Source organism: Ruegeria sp. AG6, assembly GCF_056541565.1.
The window spans coordinates 139190-156803 of sequence record NZ_JBQFYQ010000007.1 but is presented as its reverse complement, the minus strand read 5'-3'; the positions used below and the strand labels follow the sequence as shown (position 1 = coordinate 156803).

Below are 17614 nucleotides of genomic sequence, written 5' to 3'. Positions count from 1 at the left end.
CAGACTTACTCCGCCGCCATGTAGTCAGGGGTCAGGCGGGCCGACACTGTGCTGCAATACCAATCCACGAATTGCAGTACGCCGGATTCCTGAATGGCTGAATACGGGCCGGGCACATAGGCCGGGCTGTTGATGCCCTGCTGGTTGTCCTCGACCACCTGACGGTCTTCGTCATTCGTGGCGACCCAGACTTCGGTCAGGCGTTTCACGTCGTAGTCAACGCCTTCAACCGCATCCTTGTTGACCAGCCATTTGGTCGTGACCTCGGTCTCTGTCGGGCTGATCGGCGTAACACGGAAAACAATCGAGTGATCGGCAAGAAAGTGGTTCCACGTGGTCGGATAGTGGAACTTCAAAAGCGATCCCGCATCCGCAAAGGGCGACCGGCCCAACCAGCGGCGCACGGCGGATTTCCTGTCCATCGTATAGCTCTCGGCGCCTTCTTTCAGCGGCATCCGCGCCAGACGGAATTGGCCGTCCTCGTGCAGATAGAACTGCGATGGCATACCCGCTGACTGGCACCTGTCGAAATGGGCTTGCATATAGGCTGGGGTTTCACCGCCTTCGATCCCCGTCACGCCCGGATCATCAGGGAAGGTCCGGCACAGCGCAGGGTGGTTGCCGCCGCAGTGATAGCACTCGCGATTGTTTTCCCAGACCAGTTTCCAGTTGCCGTTCTCGATGATCGAGCTTTCGAATGCGACCTTGGCATTCGCAAGATCATGCGGCTCAAGATACGGGCGCGCGATATTGGCAAACGTGTCAAAATCCGGGGCGACATCCGCCAGACAGATATAGACCAACCCGGCAAGCTCGCGGCAATGAACCGTCTTCAAACCATGCTGTCTGGGATCAAACTCCGGCCCCATGTCGCGGGCCCACAGCAAAGAGCCGTCAAGCTCGTAGGTCCATTGGTGATACGGGCAAACCAGCTTCGGCGCGTTGCCTTTTGCTGCCTTGCATATGATCGAGCCGCGATGGCGGCAGGTGTTGTGAAACGCCCGGATCTGGTTGTCGGCGCCGCGCACGATGATCACGCGATAGGCACCCACGTTGTACGTTACATAGTCGCCGGCTTTCACCAGTTCACAGGCCGGAATGGCAAAGAGCCATTCGCGATAGTGGATGGTTTCCAGGTCGGTCTGAAAGATCTCGGGGTCGGTGTAAAAGGCCCGTTCCAGAGCATAGCCCGGGATTCGACGCGCCAACAGGTTTTGGACATTGTTCACTTCTGGCTCTCCTGCCGCGCCCCGCGGCATTGCTTGGGCAGATGACAGGGAGGAACCGTCCGGAGGCGCGCGAGGACCACGTCCGAAACCCGTGTCCCCACCGCCACCCGCGGTTTGACATATCTGCAAGGCTGGTTTCCGGACTTGAAAGGGGCTTGCACCCGGTTGCGACACCTTCCCGGGATCCTCGTCCCAGTGGTTGATTGTCGAACCTGACCTTCCTTACCGTTGCGGGGGCAGCGCCGGAATTCCACCGGCTTCCCAATTCTCCGCGGTCTGAGAATCAAACAGCGGCACCTCACGATGGCAGCCTACTTTCTACCTGCTTGGGCGCTGAAATGCTTGCGACATTTCCGGTTTCAAAACAGACATGGAAATTTTCCGGTTGAGTGGACGGCGCCGGGATCACGGTCCTTGGCACAGGGGCATGGCAAGCCCGCCAGCACGGCGTTCTGCAGGGGCCAGTGGGCTTTGCGATGGATGCGGCCACGTCTGACATCCGCGCCGTCAAATTGTCCCCCAGCCGTGACAGCGAAGGCCCGGCTGCTCTGCTCAGAAACGAAACGCTGCACGTCGCCTGAGCATGGCTGGAAAAGAGAGAGTCAGGCCAAGTGAAGGAGGTTTGCAGCAAACCCTTTTGGGTGAAGTTGATCCGTTTGGGATAGTGCTGGCTTGCCATGAGGCAGGTGAAGAAGGCGAATATCCGTCATGCGAGAGTTGTCAGTCCATCCTGTCAACGGACGGTAGAAAACCTCATTTTGTCCATAAAAAATTGTCTTTTTCGGGAAAAACCATTACGTTTTCCGAAAATGGTGGAAAACACCGGAGGCAGTAAGAGAGCAGATGCCAAAACCGAAAACAGGTGTTTTGCGGACAACAGTTCCTTCGCGCCTCATGGGAAAACGGGATGGTCTGTTTTTCCTCTGGGGGCAGATAGAACGCGCGCGCTTGAAGGTCGAGGGCGGCGAACGCGCCGAGGGCGCAGCCTCGGACGGGCCAAGGGCAAACACGGCCGGTGAGGTCAAGGGATCGACGACAGCATTGGTGGACGAGTTTATTTTCTACTGACTTTTGTGATGAAACCGGGCCTGACGGCCCTATTTCTTCTCGAAGAACAGGATGACTTCACCCAGACGGACGCCATAGCGTGAGACATACGCGCGGTTCAGCAGACGGTCGTCATCCAGCAGCCACATCCAGTCGTCGAATTTGACACGCATGGTCCCGTCCTTGATCGGCAGGTCGATCTTGTATTTCCAGTTGAACGTATCCCCGCGTTCAATCCCGCTGGCGGTGCCCAGCACGCCAGGCGCCGTACCGGTCCACGTATCCTCTCCGGTTTTGGTCAATGTCCAGATGCGTTGTTCCGTCGCGCCATCGTCGTAGACGAAGTCTTCGACCAGGGTCAGGGTTTCGCCGTCCCATGTTCCGTCGATATCAACCGTGAATCTGCGGGGGATATTTCCCAGAACATCCTGAAACTGACCGTAGGCCACTGTTTTACCCTCAAAAAACTCTTCCAGGTTCAACTGCCGGTCCGACAGAAACGTTTTTGGTACCTTCGGTTTGCTGGAGCAGGCCGCCAGAAGTGTAAGGCTTGCGATGGCAATGCAGGCGATGAAAGAGCGAAAGGTGATCATTGCAACGGCTTCCCTTCCAAAGTCGCGTCATACCCGTTTGACCCACTTGGATGCATCGGTTTCGATCTGGGGCTTGGACGCATTGTGGCGATCAGTTCCGCGACCTTGACGCCAAACTTGCGCATCTCGGACCGATTCATGATGACGCCGGTTTCTGTCAGGTACATCCAATCGGTGACATCCAGTGTGTGTCCACCAGCGTCATCTGGCAGAATGATACGATAGGTCAGTTTTACCGTGGACCCCGAGATAATGCCCCGACCTTCGCCCACGATATCATCCGCCATTGCCGTGAATGTGTTGCCAGTTCCCAGCGTCAGGTACCATTTGCGGGTCATCTGTTTTCCGTTGGAATAGGTGAAGTACTCGGTCAGCGTGCCCGAGTTGCCTTGCCATTCGCCGGACATGCGCGCGACAAAGCTGTTCGACATTTTGCCGTTGGGGCCATAGATCAGGCCTTCGGACAAGATCTCTCCGTTCAGGTGTTTTTTCAGCGAAAAATTTGGCCCGGTGCCACTGTAATCGGACGGCGATTGCGCGCGAAAGCTCAGCAGCCTTGCACGGATGAAGACGGCGGTCAGAAGGACCAGAAGGATGATGCTGAAAGCGTTCATTTGCTTGTGACCTCGGTGGGCAGGGTCAACACCATCCCGAACGCTCCGACTTTCAGGATGCAGGGCAGCACCGCATAGGCAAGATTGAGTGTATCCAGAGCCTGTGCTGAATTGGTTTGACCGGGGGTGAAACCGCTGCGTTCCAGCAGCGGCAGAGTGAAAAAGGCAGCCAGGGCGAGGCCCAGTTTGCCAGCGAAGGACCAGATGCCAAACGCGGCTGATGCGTTCAGCCCGGCCCGGGTAAGGACGATCGAGAACATCGCAGGCAACACGACCATATCCGCGCCCAACGCCGCGCCCGAGGCGAGACAGATCATTGCAAAACCCGCAAGGTTTCCTGAACTCAGTGTGGCAGCGCCGATAAAGCCGGCGATCGAGAGCGGCATGGCGATAATCAGAGTCTGTTTCGGGCCAATTTTGTTACTGAGCTTTGCCCACAGCGGAACGCTCGCGCCTGCGCTCAGGAAGAACAGGATCAACAAAGGACCCGCCTTGCCCGGCAGTTGCAGCCGGTCTTCCACAAAAAACAGAAACAGGGTGGAGGTTATGGCAACCGGGAGGCTGTTGACCAAAGCCAGCGCAAGAAGGCGCAAGCCACCGGCCTGACCCAGACCCGCAAAGGACAGGCCTGATCCGGTGATCGGTCTGCGTCGCCAGATCGGGATCGTCAGTATCAGGGTCACAACGGACAGAAGCCCCAGGAACGCGCCGAATGCGGGGTAGCCTTGGGAGTGTGCCCCGAAAGCAACCAACAGGGCCGGAGCGCTGGCTGCGATGACCACTCCGGTCAACTGCCCGCCTTCACGATAGGCGGCCAGTGTCATCAGCTCTTTCGGATCGGTTCGCTTCGCCAGAGTTGCGCTGCGACCATACAGAAGGATGGTTCCCAGGCTGTATGCCGAGAACAGCAAGATCAGGATCGCGACCAGTTCCGGCACGCTGGCACCCTGCGGCAGATTGAAAAGCAGGGGAAACCCGATCGCCAGCCCCAAAGCCGCCATCGCGGCAAATGCAAGCTGGCCGCCGGGCCATCGGTCGATTGCCCAACCGATCAGCGGATCCTGCACCAGATCCACCAAACGGATCACCAGCAGCACCGTACCAATGACCCCAAGGCCAATACCCAGGTTCACGGCTGCAAAGCGCGGCAAGTGGATATAAAGCGGGATACCCGCCGCAGCGAGCATCAGCGCATAGAGACTGACCCGGGGATAGAGCATCACCGCCCCTGTAGCCTGCGCGTGAAGGACGCGGACCTCGTGTTGTCTCCCAAGAATACAGACATGAAACTGCGCTTGATGCCCGGATGCGCCATGGTGCACGTCTTTTGCCCGTTCAACCAGAAACTGACCTTGTCGGGACCATCAGAAACCGCCAGATAGCTGTCCCCTTTTGCCACGGCTTTGAAACACCGGTTCAGTTGGTCGCGAACCGGTGCTGAACGGCCGATGCGGTCCATCTCGTCAAGCGTCGAATTGACCAACGCTTTCTTCTTGATGTTCTTGCGATAAGTCAGTTGCAGGGCGATATCTTCGCTCCAACTGAACGGCGCACCTTTGGGCGTATAGAGTTTGGCGTCATAGATCGGCAAACCCAGATACCGGAACGTCGCGGTTCCGCGCAGTTGGGCACCGTTCAGTTCTTCCGTGACCGGCGATGCGATCAGCCCATTGGGGATCAGCAAGGAAAGTGCAAGAAACGCTGTGCGCCATATCGCCTTATTCTGCGGCAACAGATAGGGCCGGGTCTTTCCCAAGAATGCCATTATCAGCTCCGATGGTTTGCGGGGCACCATTTATTCGAGCAACGACATGCATCGCGCTGGCTATCCCGTCTTCGTGAAATCCGTGCCGGTTGTAAGCACCGGCAAACCAGGTTCGGTTCTGTCCCTGCATTTCGCGGATTTGCCCTTGCGCCTTCAGCGCGGCCTTGTCGAAGACCGGATGGGCAAATTCGACTTTGTCATAGATCTTTTCCGCGGGAATTTCTGATGAAGCGTTCAGCGTTACAAACAGCGGGTCACTGTCCGGAATGTTCTGAAGCCGGTTCATCCAGTAGGTTACCCCCACGTCTCCGGCTTGCGATCGATAGGTCCAGCTTGACCAACAGGCGCGCCGCTTTGGCATCTGACCTGGGTCACAATGCAATATGGCCATATTGGGCTGGTAGCGGATTGCGCCCAATGCAGCGGCTTCCGCGGGGGTCGCGCCATCACCTAAAATGGCAAGCGACTGGTCCGAATGGGTGGCCAGGATGATTTCATCGAACTGATCCACGGCGCCCTGGCTGTGGATGGTGATGCCCATCTCGTCACGGGATATATTCTGAACGGGGCTGGCCAGACGTATTTCTGCCCCCCGCGCACGAAGGGCTGCGTCGATCCGGCGGACATACTCTATGCTGCCGCCTTTGACCGTGTACCATTGATGCTGGTTTGCGCGACCTCTTGCCAGCAAAGCGTGATTGCGGAAAAACTGTACCAAAGAGCGTGCGGGGAACTGATCCACGAACTCGACCGGCGTAGACCAGATGGCACCGCACATCGGCATCAGATAATTGTGCCGGAACCAGTGACCCAGCCGCAGCTGGTCCACCAATTCGCCAATCGTGGTGTCATCGTCCTTGGCGGCTTCGGGGGCTTCTTTGCCAAACCGCAGAATATCAGCGATCATCTTATAGTAAGCCGGACGCGCCAGATTGCGCTTTTGAGCGGTCAGTGTGCGCAGATTGTTCAACCCGTATTCAATGCGGCCATTGTCGATTGTCGCGCCAAAGCTCATCTCGCTTTCGATCACGGGCACGCCGAGCTCATCAAACAGCCGGGTCAGGTAGGGATATGTCGCATAGTTGAACACGATAAAGCCCGTATCGACCGGTTGATCCCCGTTCTTTCCGGCCATCACCGTGCGGGCATGGCCACCAAGCCGAGGCTCGGCCTCATAGACTGTCACGTCGTTGTTTTTTGAAAGATAGTAAGCGGCGGAAAGACCCGAAATGCCTGCACCTACAATCGCGATTTTTTTCCGTACACCCCGGGGTTCGTCGAACATTCCAGCCTCTTTATGTGACAGTTTACAAGAAGATACGCAGGGTAGGCACAAGTGGATCAATCCGATTAGAAGTTTTTAACAGATGCATTACCTTGTGGCGTCTGGTTTGAGCTTCCGTGACCTGCGCCACCGTTTTGATCCGAAGCGGGCGCAAGGCCGTATTATCGTGAAACACAACTGAATTGGCCCACACATGAGCAGCTTTGACGGCAAAACCATTTGGATCATCGGCGCTAGCGAAGGGCTGGGTCGCGCTTTGGCGCATGCGCTTGGCCAACAGGGTGCTTCCCTGATCCTGTCTGCGCGCAATCTTGAGAGGTTGTCCGAACTGTGTTCTGAACTGTCGGATGCGCGCGCGATTCGGTGCGATGTGACCCATTTAGACTCTGTTCGTTCGGCTGTTGCCGAGGCGGGGCATGTCGATGGGCTGGTTTACAATGCCGGGGCTTATGACCCCATGCGTTCGGCCGAATGGGACACCGAGGCGTCGCTCAGGATGAGCGATGTGAACTATCTGGGTGCGCTGCGGGTTCTGGGTGAAACCGTTCCGGGTTTTGTCCGGGCAGGCCAGGGAGAGGTTACTCTGATCGGGTCACTGGCCGGGTATCATGGGCTGCCTGCCGCCATCGGGTACGGAGCCAGCAAGGCCGCACTGATTTCTCTGGCCGAGACGATGCGACACGATCTGGCGGATACTGGCGTGACGGTGCGTATCGTCAATCCGGGCTTTATCAAGACCCGACTGACCGAAAAGAACGGTTTCAAGATGCCGATGCTGATGTCGCCCGAGGATGCGGCGGATCGCGTGGTCAAGGCGATGGCGCGTCGCCGTTTCCGTACGGATTTTCCGGCACCGTTTTCCTGGTTCATTCGTCTGATCGACTGTCTGCCGGATCTGCTGGTTTATCGTGGGAAATAGACTCTAACAAAACTGCCCCTGACAGAACCAGCCTGCGGACATCGCGCCCCCGTGCCCATAGAACAACCACAGGCGCTCCCCTTGTTCTGTCACCACCACCCAGTAATCGCGTACCCCGCTGCGCCAGTTGGGATCATCCAGCCACCATTCCGGCGCGATGCGTTCCGGGCCGGTGGCCTGTGCCAGTTGCCAGTCTCGTCCACGCCAGCGAAAGGTGCGGGGCACATTCGGGGTTTCCGGGGCCATCACGGGTTCGGGCTGCCACATCTGCAAGGGGCGGGGGCGCGGCGGGGCAGGCCAGTCGCGCGCGGGTTCCGACCAGGCCGCCGCCAGCGTTTGCGCCGTTTTCTCGGGGATATGAGAGGCCGCAGGATGCCGCCGGGTGATCGCGTCCAGCCCTACCCGCGCGCCCAGTTTCCCAATCAGGTCATCCACGGCTGTATTGCCCTCAAGCCGGTTGCGGGCCACGCGGCGCGCTTCGGCATGACCGGCGATGGTGCGGGCGTGGATGGGTTCTGTCTGGATCGCTTCAAGCCGCAGCAAGTCGATGCCATAGCCTGCGTCGATCTTGTCAACTTTCATCTCTAACAAAGGGCGAATACGGTTTTTATCATAGGTCGGACGGGCCAGGCCGATCTCGATAATTTCAGCGGCCTGATCCGCACGGTGGGCTTCCAGGCGCAGCGTGCGGACCCCGCGCCCCTTCTCTTCCAGTTTGGTGCAGAGCGTTGGCAGAATCCGATCGACAGCGGCCATCACGTCTTCGACCAGGCCAATCGGGTTGGGCAGAGTCATCCGCACCGCAAAGTGATTGGGCGGACGGGCGGGCGAGACCGGCTCGGGCGCGCTGCCCATGGCCTGATCCAGACGCAACACCAGCCCGCGGCCGAACCGCCGTGCCAAACTGGCACGCGGCTGGCCCAGCAGATCACCGATCCGGCGCAGGCCCAGGCGGTTCAGTTGCGCCACGGTCTGATCGTCCAGCCGCAGCGCCGCGATGGGCAAGGGGCTGAGCGCGCCATAGGCCTGCCCCGGCGCGGCAATCCGCGCGCCACCGCCCAGCGCCATCACCTGTGGCGCGGCCCCGCCCCTGGTCCAGTGCCGCCGCTTGCTTGCCCGGGCGCGGGTGGCGCGGGCCTCTTGGTTGATGGCGTCGCCGTTGCGATCGGACGTGGCCTCTTGCCCGGCATAGCGCGCCAACGCCCAGGCTGCGCCCAGCGTGTCGGCGATGCCCATCTGCACGCTCAGGCCCATGTCGGCGCAGTCGGTCTCAAGCACGCTCAGCAAGGCCTCTTCACCGCCGAACAGATGGGCACAGCCCGACAGGTCAACGATCAGGCCATCGGGGGCCTCTTCGGCCACCCACGGGCTGAACTTGCCCGCCCAGCGGCGCAGCGCGGTCAGAAACGCAGCCTCGGCCGGGGCGTTGCGAGGGCGGGTGATCAGGCTGGCGCACATGGCATGGGCATCGCGGACCGGCTGACCCACGCGCAATCCGGCGGCCTGCGCCTCGGCATTCAATGACGTGACGATCTGCATGTTCGACTGTTCGGCCACAACGGCCAAAGGCCCGGCATGCAGGCCCCGCGCGGCGCGGACCAGCCGTTCGGCCCCCAGACGGGGAAACCAGAGCGAAAGAATTCGGCGTTTGGGCATCGGCAGGCATCATTGATGTTCTTATTTTGTTCTTAATTCAGAATCACCTGCCGAGTCCACGCTTACCCGCAGGTCAGACGCTGAATAACACCGGCGTCGTTCACATAGACGTTCAGCCTGTCGATACGGTAATCCTGTGTCGCGATGTCGTCCGGGCCCAAAACACGAGACCGTTCGGGAAGACCAGCCTGAATCGTTGAAACGGGCTGACCAACGGATTCGGCAAAGGGCTCGCCCTTGCAAAATGCCAGATCAACAGGTGCGTCTTCTGAGGTGGCGGCGACATCCTGCGGGACGCTTGTGTCTGCGCAGGCCGCCAGAAAGATAAAGATCGGTAAAAAACGGTGCATTGGCGTTCCTCATTCTGGCAATGTCGTTTCTGCAATATCAAATAATTAGCCAACCTGCCAAGAAAGCACAGTTGAAACCACCCTGTATTTGACGCAGGGTCGGGGCAAAAGTGACAGGGAGATAAGTACCATGCGTACCCGTGCCGCCGTCGCCATTCAGGCAGGCAAACCTTTGGAAGTGATGGATGTGAACCTCGAAGGCCCCAAGGCGGGCGAGGTTCTGGTCGAGATCAAGGCCACCGGTATCTGTCATACCGACGAATTCACCCTGTCGGGTGCCGACCCCGAAGGCTTGTTCCCGGCCATTCTGGGCCATGAAGGCGCAGGCGTGGTGGTCGAAGTGGGTCCGGGCGTAACCAGCCTGAAGCCGGGCGATCATGTGATCCCGCTTTACACGCCGGAATGTCGCGAGTGTGAATACTGTCTGCACCCCAAGACCAACCTGTGTCAGGCGATCCGGGAAACCCAGGGCAAGGGTCTGATGCCCGATGGCACCTCTCGTTTCTCGACCTTGGATGGCGATCCGATCCTGCACTACATGGGCTGCTCGACCTTCTCGAACCACACAGTTCTGCCTGAAATCGCGCTGGCCAAGGTGCGCGAGGACGCGCCGTTCGACAAGATCTGCTATATCGGCTGTGGTGTCACGACCGGTATCGGCGCGGTCATCAACACCGCCAAGGTGGAAATCGGCAGCCGCGCCATCGTGTTCGGTCTGGGCGGTATCGGCCTGAACGTCATTCAGGGCCTGCGTCTGGCCGGAGCAGACCAGATCGTCGGCGTCGACCTGAACCCCTCCAAGGTGGAAATGGCCACCAGGTTCGGCATGACCGACTTCGTGAACCCGTCCGAAGTAGAAGGCGATCTGGTGCCGTATCTCGTCAACCTGACCAAGGGCGGTGCGGATTATACGTTTGACGCCACAGGCAATGTCGGCGTGATGCGCGCAGCACTTGAATCGGCTCATAAGGGCTGGGGTGAGTCGATCATCATCGGCGTGGCACCTGCAGGGGCCGAAATCTCGACCCGTCCGTTCCAGCTGGTCACCGGCCGGTCATGGCGCGGCACCGCCTTTGGCGGCGCACGTGGGCGCACGGACGTGCCCAAGATCGTCGACTGGTACATGGAAGGCAAGATCGAGATCGACCCGATGATCACCCACACCATGGGTCTGGACGATATCAACACCGGCTTCGACCTGATGCACAAGGGCGAAAGCATCCGGTCTGTGGTGATTTACTGACTACCAGAAATTGCAAGGGCGGGGTTTAACCCGCCCTTCTTGTTTCCTATCTTCAGAATATTGATAAATATTTGAATAGAGGGACTAAATTGATCACTGAAGCAACGGAGCGCCTGGCCGTTCTGATTGACGCCGAGAATGTACCGGCAAAGCATGTTGCCGAGATTTTCGAAGAAGTTGCCACACTGGGTGAGGCAAGCCTGCGCCGGATCTACGGAGATTTCTCGGGCGGCACGCCGCAGGGTTGGAGCGCCGAGAAGCTGGCGGAATACGCCATCGTACCGCACCAGCAATTCGCCAATACCACTGGCAAGAACGCCGGGGATATCGCCCTTGTGATTGATGCCATGGACATATTGCATTCCGGCCGGTTCGGTGGGTTTGTACTGGTGTCGTCAGACAGCGACTTCACCCGGCTTGCCAGCCGGATCCGCGAACAAGGGTTGAGCGTGTTCGGGATCGGCGAGGAAAAGACGCCCAACGCCTTCAAGAAAGCCTGTAACCGCTTCATTCTAATTGAGAACATCAAAAAGGAAGAGATGAATGGCGGCGAGAAGGTAAATGCAGTTAAGCTCAAAAAAGAGCTGAATCATGCTTTCCAGTTAATCCGGAATGTCGTGCTCAAGTCCGAGGAACCGGACGGATGGGCGGGCCTTGGCTTGGTAGGCAGCCAGCTCAGCATGAACTATCCGGATTTTGATACGCGAACCTATGGCTTCAAGCGCCTGAGCGACTTGGTGCGAGCCACCGGGAAATTCGAGGAAACAGGCGAAAACGGCGGCCTGAAGATCAGACTGAAAGATCAGTAGCAGCCGCCCTACGACCCAGGCCGCGCAGAGGCGCCGGTGTCGGAACGCGGCGAGCGGACGCGCAGAACAGGCTTGTTCGGCGACACATTGGCCCGGCTCTCGCGCCAGACAACGAACACACCGGACGCGATGATGATGCTGGCCCCGACTGCGACCCACATGTCGGGCGTTTCGCCAAAGAACATCATGCCGAATATCGTGGCCCAGATGATCTGGCTGTACTGGCTGGGCGCGATGACGCCGGCGGGCGCAGCGCGATAGGCCAGAATGATCAGGTGCTGGGCGATCACGGAAAACACGCCGACCAGCGCCATCATGGCCAGATGCAACAGGGACGGCGGCTGATAAACGGCCGGTTGGGCCAGGCTCATGACCACGATCGCCAGCAGCATTGGGTAGAGGATCAGCACGGCCGATCGTTCCTCGTTTCCGATCTTGCGCACCAGCACCGATGCAAAGGCGCTGCAGAATGCGGCCATCAGGGCGGCCAGATGGCCGAGCGTGATATCCGTTGCGCCGGGGCGCAGAACGATCAGCACCCCGATCAGACCCACGCCAACCGCAGCCCAGCGCTGGGCCCGGACGACTTCGCCCAGTATCGGAATCGACAGGACCGTGACGATCAGCGGGAAAGAAAACAGCAACGAATAGACCTCGGCCAGGGGCAGGACCGAAAAGGCATAGAACGCGCAGGACATGGCCGTGACCATCAGACCCGAGCGCAGCAACACCAACCAGGGGTGATGCGGCAGGAAGTTGCCCGTGGTCCGGTCCGTCAAGATCGTCACGGCCATCGGAACAAAGGAAAACAGCGTGGCAAAAAAGATGATCTGCATCACCGAGTAGGTCCCGCCCAGCACCTTGATCAGCGCGTCATGGGTGGCGAAGACCGCAAAGCCCGCGAATGCATAGCCAAGACCCCGGAGGGTGGTGTTCTGAGTGCTCATGGGTCGGCCTCGGGTGATGTGTCGATGTGAAGGGGCAGCGCAAAAGGGGCTGTCGTGTCTCTGACTAACCCTATTTCCTCGACCCGCATAGCCCCTAATTTACCGCTAACATCGCAAGGCAGCCATGACGTGGGCTCAACGCAGGATCGGTGGCGCGTTCTTGGGCTGGCGGGCCGATTGCACCCCGGCTTTCATCCCAACACCGATGCGGCGCGCCAGAGCGACCCATGGGGTGGCGGTTTCCGGGGGCAGGGTCTGGGTGGCGACCTCTTCGAACAGGTCCAGCCAATGGGCGAACATCTCGGGCTTCACGTCCGGTCGTTCGATATGCACCCGCTGCGGGTTGCCGTCATAGCTGCGCTCGAACAGGATGGCGTTGCGCCAGAAGGATGCGATCTTTTCCTCATGCGCGGGCCAGTCGGTGACATGGTTGGCGAATACCGGGCCAAGTACCGCGTCCTGCCGCACACGGGCGTAAAAGGCGCGAACCTGTGCGTTGATCTGCTCGGGCGTCGCGGGAAAGCGCGGCGGAAGGGTTGGTCTGGTCATGGTGGCCTGTTTTCACCTCTGTTTTTTGGCAGATAGGCGGTTCCGGCGTTATGTGACAGAGGTGGTATTGTCGCGCTGCCCCGGCGTCAGCAGGTGCCGCAGCAGGGCCACGGGATGCGCCCGCAGGCTCAGGCGGGTGGCGACGTAATCCTCGACCACCTGTTCGCCCAGCGACATCCGGGGCAGATGGGCGGCGGGCTCGTCCAGCGCCTCGCCTTCCAGATCCTGCGCAAACAGGGGCAGAGGCTTGGCTGTGGCAATTGCCTTGGCCTGCCACAGCGCCTCGCGCCGGGTCAGGCTGCAGGCGGCAAAGGCATCGGCCTCGGCCAGCCGTTCGATCACCGACGGGCCCAGCCCCGCACGACGCCAGACATCATCGACCTGATGGTAGCCGTTGCCGCGCGCGGCGGTCAGCCAGCTGGCGTCTTCCTCGCTCAGCCCCTTGATCTGGCGAAAGCCCAGCCGCAGGGCCAGCCCGCCCTGACCGTCAGGCTCCATTACGTTGTCCCAGAAGCTGGCATTGATGCAGACCGGGCGCACCTGCACGCCATGCTCGCGCGCATCGCGCACGATTTGGGCGGGGGCGTAGAAGCCCATCGGCTGCGAATTCAGAAGCGCGCAGGCGAAAATCCCCGGGTGGTGGCACTTGATCCAGGCGCTGGCATAGACCAGCAGCGCAAAGCTGGCCGCGTGGCTTTCGGGGAAGCCGTAGGAGCCGAACCCCTCGATCTGCGAGAAACAGCGTTCGGCAAATTCGGCGTCATAGCCGTTGCGCTGCATCCCGCGCAGGAACAGGGTGCGGAATTCGCTGACACTGCCATGCTTCTTGAAGGTCGCCAGCGACCGTCGCAGCCGGTCGGCCTGTTCCGGGGTGAACCCCGCACCCACAATGGCGATCTGCATCGCCTGTTCCTGAAACAACGGCACGCCCAGCGTCTTGCCCAAGACCTCGCCCAGTGCGTCCGAGGGAAAGCTGACCTCCTCCTCTCCGTTCCGGCGGCGGATATAGGGGTGAACCATATCGCCCTGGATGGGGCCGGGGCGGATGATGGCGACCTCGATCACCAGATCATAGAAATTGCGCGGCCGCATCCGGGGAAGGAAGTTCATCTGCGCGCGTGATTCCACCTGGAACACGCCCACCGAGTCTGCCTTGCACAGCATGTCATAGACCACCGGATCCTCGGGCGGCAGGGTGGCAAGGGTGTAGCTGGTCTGGTGATGCTGGCCGATCAGGTCGAAGGCCTTGCGGATGCAGGTCAGCATGCCAAGGCTGAGGACATCGACCTTGAGGATGCCAAGACTGTCGATATCGTCCTTGTCCCAGCAGATGACCGTGCGGCCCTCCATCGTGGCGTTTTCGATGGGGACAAGCTCATCCAGCCGACCCTCGGTGATGATGAATCCTCCCACGTGCTGAGAGAGGTGGCGGGGAAAGCCGTCGATCTCATGAACCAACATTAGAGTCTGTTTCAGGCGGCGGTCTTGGGGGTCGAGGCCGATCTCGCGCATCCGTTGTGCCTCGAGCCCCGAGGCCGAGAAAAACCCCCAAAGCTGTGAGGAAAGCGCCGAGATCGTATCTTCGGTCAGGCCCATGGCGCGGCCCACCTCTCGGATGGCGCGCTTGCCCCGATAGTGGACAACCGTGGCGCACAGCCCCGCGCGTTCGCGGCCATAGCAGTCATAGATGTGCTGGATCACCTCTTCGCGGCGTTCATGTTCGAAATCGACATCGATGTCGGGCGGCTCGTCCCGCGCCTCGGAGACGAAACGTTCAAACACCATGGTGCCCATCTCGGGGCTGACCTCGGTGATGCCGAGACAGAAACAGACGACAGAGTTTGCTGCCGAGCCGCGCCCCTGGCACAGGATACCGCGCGAGCGGGCGAAATGGACGATGTCGCGGACGGTCAGGAAGTAGGGTTCGTATTTCAGCTTGCCGATCAGCGTCAGTTCATGCGCCAGCATCTTTTTGGCTTTCTCGGACGCCCCGGCGGGATAGCGCCATTTCAACCCTTCATGCGCCAGCCGATGCAGGCGCTGGGTCGGGGTTTCCTGCTCGCTGCCCTCGCTGGGGTATTCATAGCGCAGCTCGTCCAGCGAGAATGTGAGTTCTTGGCTGAGCGCATAAGCGCGGGCCACGGCGTCCTCAAAGCCCTTGAAAATGCGCAGCATCTCGGGTTCCGAGCGCAGGCGCTGTTCGCCATTGGCCAGCGCGTCGCGGCCCAGATCATCCACCTTGCGGCGCAGGCGGATCGCGGACAGCACATCACCCAGCTTGCGGCGCGACCCGTGATGCATCATCGGCGCGGCGCTGGCGATTGTGGGCAGGTTCAGATGATGAGATTCAGTCTCTAACAGATGAAAAAATGCGCTATCGGCGCCATCATACCGGGGGTGAATCAGCAGATGCATGCGACCGGAAAAGCGGCGCGTCAGCTGTTCCGCCTGTGTCCGCCATCCGCTCGCGCCGCCGGTTGGGCGGCCCGCCTGTGGCCAGAGCAGCAGGTGCAGACCGTCGGAAAATTCCAGCAGGTCGGACAGGTGCAGGATGCAGTCGCCCTTGGCCGCGCGCAGCCGTCCGGTGGACAGGAGGCGGCACAGGTTGGCCCAACCCTGCCGGTTGATGGGCAGGGCGGTGACGGGCGGGGCATCGGTAAAAATCAGCCGCGCCGCCGGGATCAGGCGCGGCACCGCATGCACCGGGAACGAGGGCGGTTTCGGGATGTGATCGGGGCAGGGCGGGCCGATGGGCGTGTTCTGCTCGTCCCACGCGCGGCGCTCACGGACCTTGCGGGCGATCTCGCGCGCCTGGGTATGGGCGCGGACGATGCCGGCCACCGAGTTGTCATCGGCGATGGCGATGGCGGGCAGGCCCAGGGTGACGGCGCGCTCCATGTACTCCTCGGGGTGCGAGGCCCCGGTGAGGAAGGTGAAGTTCGACGTGATCGACAGTTCGGCATACATGGCGATTCCACATTATATTCACGTTTTGTTCTTTTTCGAGTCCTTTGCGCAGGAAACGGGTCGCCTGAACCTGGCCAGGCGCGCATGGTTGCAGAAAAAGGAGACCTGATATGTTCAAGATCACCGCTCTGCCCACTGACGAAGTCCGCGCTCTTCAGGCAGGCCAGCCTGATGCATATGGCGCTGCGCCCGAACGCGCCGTTTCGTCGGGGGCAGGCAACCCCTGTCGCCACTGCCTGAAGAACATTCCCGAAGGCGCAGAGATGCTGATATTGGCGCATCGCCCCTTTTTAGAGCCACATCCATACGCTGAAACAGGACCGATCTTTCTGTGCGCAACGCCTTGCGAGCGCTATGAAGGCGACGCCCTGCCCGAGATTTTGACCACTGCACCCGACTATTTGATCAAGGGGTATGGACCAGATGACCGGATCGTTTATGGTACCGGGGCAATCACGCCCAAGGATCAGATCAACGCAAAAGTCAGCGACATTTTTGCCCGCCCGGACGTGGCCTATATTCACGTCAGATCTGCACGGAACAACTGCTACCAAGCACGGATCGACCGGGCTTAAAGCTTGACCCGGTGCAGGCCCCGGCGCGGCTGGTCCCGATCGTCGGCCGGGGCATCGTCGGTGCGCGAGGAGGTCAGGGCCAGAAACACGTCCTCGAGATCGGCCTCTTCGGTGCGCACGTCGCGGATGCGGATGCCCGCCGCCCGGACGGATTCCAGAACCTGTTCGGCGCTGGTCCGGGCGCTGCGATATTGCAGTATCAGGCTGCCGTCTTCACGTAAGCTGGCCTCGACGCCTTCGGTCACCGGCAGGTCGACCACCGGGGTGTCGGGAACAATGACCATGGTCCGGCTGTCCATTCGGCCCAGCAGGTTGGCGGTACTGTCCTGAGCGATCTTTTCACCGTGGTTGATGATGGCGATTTCGTCGCACATCTCCTGCGCTTCTTCCAGATAGTGGGTGGTCAGGATGATGGTCATGCCCTGCTGGTTCAGCTTGCGCACATTGGCCCACAGCATCTGGCGCAGTTCGATATCCACGCCTGCCGTGGGTTCGTCCAGCACCAGGATTTTCGGGTGGTGCACCAGCGCCTTGGCCAGCAGCAGCCGCCGCCGCATCCCGCCCGACAGCGTGCGGGCATAGGCCTCGGCCTTGTCGCTGAGGCCGACCAGTTCAAGGATTTCATCGCTGCGACGTTCGGATTTCGGAACGCCGTACAGGCCTGCCTGTACTTCCAAGGCGCCCCGCGGGGTGAAAAACGGGTCAAGGTTCAGCTCCTGCGGCATCACACCAATCGCGGCGCGGGATTGCCGCGGATTCTGATCCTGATCGAAACCCCAGATCGACACACGGCCCGAGGACTTCACCACCAACCCGGCCAGAATATTGATCAGGGTCGATTTCCCGGCGCCGTTCGGGCCCAGCAGCCCGAAAACCGAGCCCCTGGGAACAGTCAAATCAATGCCCTTCAGCGCGTGTTTCTCAGGCTGACCCTTGCCGCCACGATAGGTCTTGCGCAGACCTTCGATCCTGATTGCCGCATCGCTCATGTGGCTCTTGCCCCCGGATTGCTCATCGCTCATAAACGCACCTAATACATGCCCGCGAGGCCGACAACCGAAGAAGG

Annotated in this window: 17 protein-coding genes, 1 pseudogene and 1 riboswitch; of the genes and pseudogenes, 6 read left to right on the top strand and 12 right to left on the bottom strand. The window is 60.2% G+C overall.

The features are described from left to right. Positions 1–5: 5 nt before the first annotated feature. A complete protein-coding gene (locus tag ACR0I0_RS15065; protein ID WP_480492064.1) occupies positions 6–1259 on the bottom strand; it encodes an aromatic ring-hydroxylating oxygenase subunit alpha in 1254 nt (417 codons plus the stop codon). Positions 1260–1341: 82 nt separating this feature from the next. Further along, positions 1342–1545: riboswitch (cobalamin riboswitch) on the bottom strand. Positions 1546–1618: 73 nt separating this feature from the next. Here ACR0I0_RS15065 and ACR0I0_RS15060 point away from each other — a divergent pair. Next, a pseudogene (locus ACR0I0_RS15060) lies at positions 1619–1771 on the top strand (IS5/IS1182 family transposase); the annotation flags it as partial. Positions 1772–2072: 301 nt separating this feature from the next. Beyond that, positions 2073–2297, top strand: a complete 225-nt coding sequence (locus tag ACR0I0_RS15055) for a hypothetical protein (protein WP_152459486.1) — start codon at positions 2073–2075, stop codon at positions 2295–2297. A gap of 29 nt (positions 2298–2326) precedes the next feature. Here ACR0I0_RS15055 and ACR0I0_RS15050 read toward each other — a convergent pair whose 3' ends face one another. The 5 genes from ACR0I0_RS15050 to ACR0I0_RS15030 are packed head-to-tail and all read right to left on the bottom strand — an operon-like array spanning position 2327 to position 6533. Beyond that, positions 2327–2869 carry a DUF3833 family protein gene (locus ACR0I0_RS15050; protein WP_171637464.1) on the bottom strand — a complete coding sequence of 181 codons (543 nt, stop codon included), beginning with the start codon at positions 2867–2869 and terminating at the stop codon, positions 2327–2329. Further along, positions 2866–3483 (bottom strand): DUF3833 domain-containing protein, encoded by a 618-nt coding sequence (locus ACR0I0_RS15045; RefSeq protein WP_171724744.1) that lies wholly within the window; start codon positions 3481–3483, stop codon positions 2866–2868. The genes ACR0I0_RS15050 and ACR0I0_RS15045 overlap by 4 nt, the downstream gene beginning before the upstream one ends. After that, positions 3480–4703 (bottom strand): MFS transporter, encoded by a 1224-nt coding sequence (locus tag ACR0I0_RS15040; RefSeq protein WP_171637460.1) that lies wholly within the window; start codon positions 4701–4703, stop codon positions 3480–3482. The genes ACR0I0_RS15045 and ACR0I0_RS15040 overlap by 4 nt, the downstream gene beginning before the upstream one ends. Continuing rightward, positions 4703–5248, bottom strand: a complete 546-nt coding sequence (locus ACR0I0_RS15035; RefSeq protein WP_171637459.1) for a chalcone isomerase family protein — start codon at positions 5246–5248, stop codon at positions 4703–4705. Before ACR0I0_RS15035 ends, ACR0I0_RS15040 begins: the two co-directional genes overlap by 1 nt. Continuing rightward, complete coding sequence (locus ACR0I0_RS15030; RefSeq protein WP_480492061.1) at positions 5202–6533, bottom strand: NAD(P)/FAD-dependent oxidoreductase; 1332 nt, start codon at positions 6531–6533, stop codon at positions 5202–5204. The genes ACR0I0_RS15035 and ACR0I0_RS15030 overlap by 47 nt, the downstream gene beginning before the upstream one ends. A gap of 193 nt (positions 6534–6726) precedes the next feature. Here ACR0I0_RS15030 and ACR0I0_RS15025 point away from each other — a divergent pair, with 193 nt between their 5' ends. Continuing rightward, on the top strand, positions 6727–7452 hold the full coding sequence (locus tag ACR0I0_RS15025) for an SDR family NAD(P)-dependent oxidoreductase (protein ID WP_480492059.1): 726 nt from the start codon (positions 6727–6729) through the stop codon (positions 7450–7452). A 3-nt stretch (positions 7453–7455) separates the two neighbouring features. Here the strand turns inward: ACR0I0_RS15025 and ACR0I0_RS15020 are convergent, their stop codons facing one another. Further along, positions 7456–9108: a DUF6504 family protein gene (locus ACR0I0_RS15020; RefSeq protein ID WP_480492057.1), complete on the bottom strand. Its 1653-nt coding sequence runs from the start codon at positions 9106–9108 to the stop codon at positions 7456–7458. Positions 9109–9170: 62 nt separating this feature from the next. Beyond that, positions 9171–9458: an I78 family peptidase inhibitor gene (locus ACR0I0_RS15015; RefSeq protein WP_171637451.1), complete on the bottom strand. Its 288-nt coding sequence runs from the start codon at positions 9456–9458 to the stop codon at positions 9171–9173. Between the two features lie 130 nt (positions 9459–9588). On the opposite strand from ACR0I0_RS15015, the gene ACR0I0_RS15010 reads away from it, so the two are divergent. Further along, positions 9589–10701, top strand: coding sequence for an S-(hydroxymethyl)glutathione dehydrogenase/class III alcohol dehydrogenase (locus tag ACR0I0_RS15010; RefSeq protein WP_480492056.1), 1113 nt, complete (start codon positions 9589–9591; stop codon positions 10699–10701). 92 nt (positions 10702–10793) lie between these two features. Continuing rightward, on the top strand, positions 10794–11510 hold the full coding sequence (locus ACR0I0_RS15005) for an NYN domain-containing protein (protein ID WP_480492093.1): 717 nt from the start codon (positions 10794–10796) through the stop codon (positions 11508–11510). Positions 11511–11518: 8 nt separating this feature from the next. Here the strand turns inward: ACR0I0_RS15005 and ACR0I0_RS15000 are convergent, their stop codons facing one another. The 3 genes from ACR0I0_RS15000 to ACR0I0_RS14990 all read right to left on the bottom strand — a co-directional run bounded on the left by ACR0I0_RS15000 (position 11519) and on the right by ACR0I0_RS14990 (position 15973). Beyond that, positions 11519–12457, bottom strand: a complete 939-nt coding sequence (locus ACR0I0_RS15000) for a DMT family transporter (RefSeq protein ID WP_209835164.1) — start codon at positions 12455–12457, stop codon at positions 11519–11521. Positions 12458–12592: 135 nt separating this feature from the next. Then, positions 12593–13006: a group III truncated hemoglobin gene (locus ACR0I0_RS14995; protein ID WP_480492054.1), complete on the bottom strand. Its 414-nt coding sequence runs from the start codon at positions 13004–13006 to the stop codon at positions 12593–12595. A 48-nt stretch (positions 13007–13054) separates the two neighbouring features. After that, the gene (locus ACR0I0_RS14990) at positions 13055–15973 is read right to left on the bottom strand and encodes an error-prone DNA polymerase (RefSeq protein ID WP_480492052.1); all 2919 of its coding nucleotides are present in this window, start codon (positions 15971–15973) and stop codon (positions 13055–13057) included. A 110-nt stretch (positions 15974–16083) separates the two neighbouring features. Here ACR0I0_RS14990 and ACR0I0_RS14985 point away from each other — a divergent pair, with 110 nt between their 5' ends. Beyond that, entirely contained in the window at positions 16084–16548 is a 465-nt protein-coding gene (locus ACR0I0_RS14985) for a DUF1203 domain-containing protein (protein ID WP_171724734.1), read from the top strand. Here ACR0I0_RS14985 and ACR0I0_RS14980 read toward each other — a convergent pair. Further along, entirely contained in the window at positions 16545–17537 is a 993-nt protein-coding gene (locus ACR0I0_RS14980; RefSeq protein WP_171637479.1) for an ABC transporter ATP-binding protein, read from the bottom strand. The genes ACR0I0_RS14985 and ACR0I0_RS14980 overlap by 4 nt on opposite strands. Positions 17538–17614 lie beyond the last annotated feature (77 nt).

Bases quoted from the DNA above. Each gene is read 5' to 3' on its own strand.
- ACR0I0_RS15065 (WP_480492064.1), bottom strand. From the start codon at position 1,259: ATGCCGCGGGGCGCGGCAGGAGAGCCAGAAGTGAACAATGTCCAAAAC.
- ACR0I0_RS15055 (WP_152459486.1), top strand. From the start codon at position 2,073: ATGCCAAAACCGAAAACAGGTGTTTTGCGGACAACAGTTCCTTCGCGC.
- ACR0I0_RS15050 (WP_171637464.1), bottom strand. From the start codon at position 2,869: ATGATCACCTTTCGCTCTTTCATCGCCTGCATTGCCATCGCAAGCCTT.
- ACR0I0_RS15045 (WP_171724744.1), bottom strand. From the start codon at position 3,483: ATGAACGCTTTCAGCATCATCCTTCTGGTCCTTCTGACCGCCGTCTTC.
- ACR0I0_RS15040 (WP_171637460.1), bottom strand. From the start codon at position 4,703: ATGCTCTATCCCCGGGTCAGTCTCTATGCGCTGATGCTCGCTGCGGCG.
- ACR0I0_RS15035 (WP_171637459.1), bottom strand. From the start codon at position 5,248: ATGGCATTCTTGGGAAAGACCCGGCCCTATCTGTTGCCGCAGAATAAG.
- ACR0I0_RS15030 (WP_480492061.1), bottom strand. From the start codon at position 6,533: ATGTTCGACGAACCCCGGGGTGTACGGAAAAAAATCGCGATTGTAGGT.
- ACR0I0_RS15025 (WP_480492059.1), top strand. From the start codon at position 6,727: ATGAGCAGCTTTGACGGCAAAACCATTTGGATCATCGGCGCTAGCGAA.
- ACR0I0_RS15020 (WP_480492057.1), bottom strand. From the start codon at position 9,108: ATGCCCAAACGCCGAATTCTTTCGCTCTGGTTTCCCCGTCTGGGGGCC.
- ACR0I0_RS15015 (WP_171637451.1), bottom strand. From the start codon at position 9,458: ATGCACCGTTTTTTACCGATCTTTATCTTTCTGGCGGCCTGCGCAGAC.
- ACR0I0_RS15010 (WP_480492056.1), top strand. From the start codon at position 9,589: ATGCGTACCCGTGCCGCCGTCGCCATTCAGGCAGGCAAACCTTTGGAA.
- ACR0I0_RS15000 (WP_209835164.1), bottom strand. From the start codon at position 12,457: ATGAGCACTCAGAACACCACCCTCCGGGGTCTTGGCTATGCATTCGCG.
- ACR0I0_RS14995 (WP_480492054.1), bottom strand. From the start codon at position 13,006: ATGACCAGACCAACCCTTCCGCCGCGCTTTCCCGCGACGCCCGAGCAG.
- ACR0I0_RS14990 (WP_480492052.1), bottom strand. From the start codon at position 15,973: ATGTATGCCGAACTGTCGATCACGTCGAACTTCACCTTCCTCACCGGG.
- ACR0I0_RS14985 (WP_171724734.1), top strand. From the start codon at position 16,084: ATGTTCAAGATCACCGCTCTGCCCACTGACGAAGTCCGCGCTCTTCAG.
- ACR0I0_RS14980 (WP_171637479.1), bottom strand. From the start codon at position 17,537: ATGAGCGATGCGGCAATCAGGATCGAAGGTCTGCGCAAGACCTATCGT.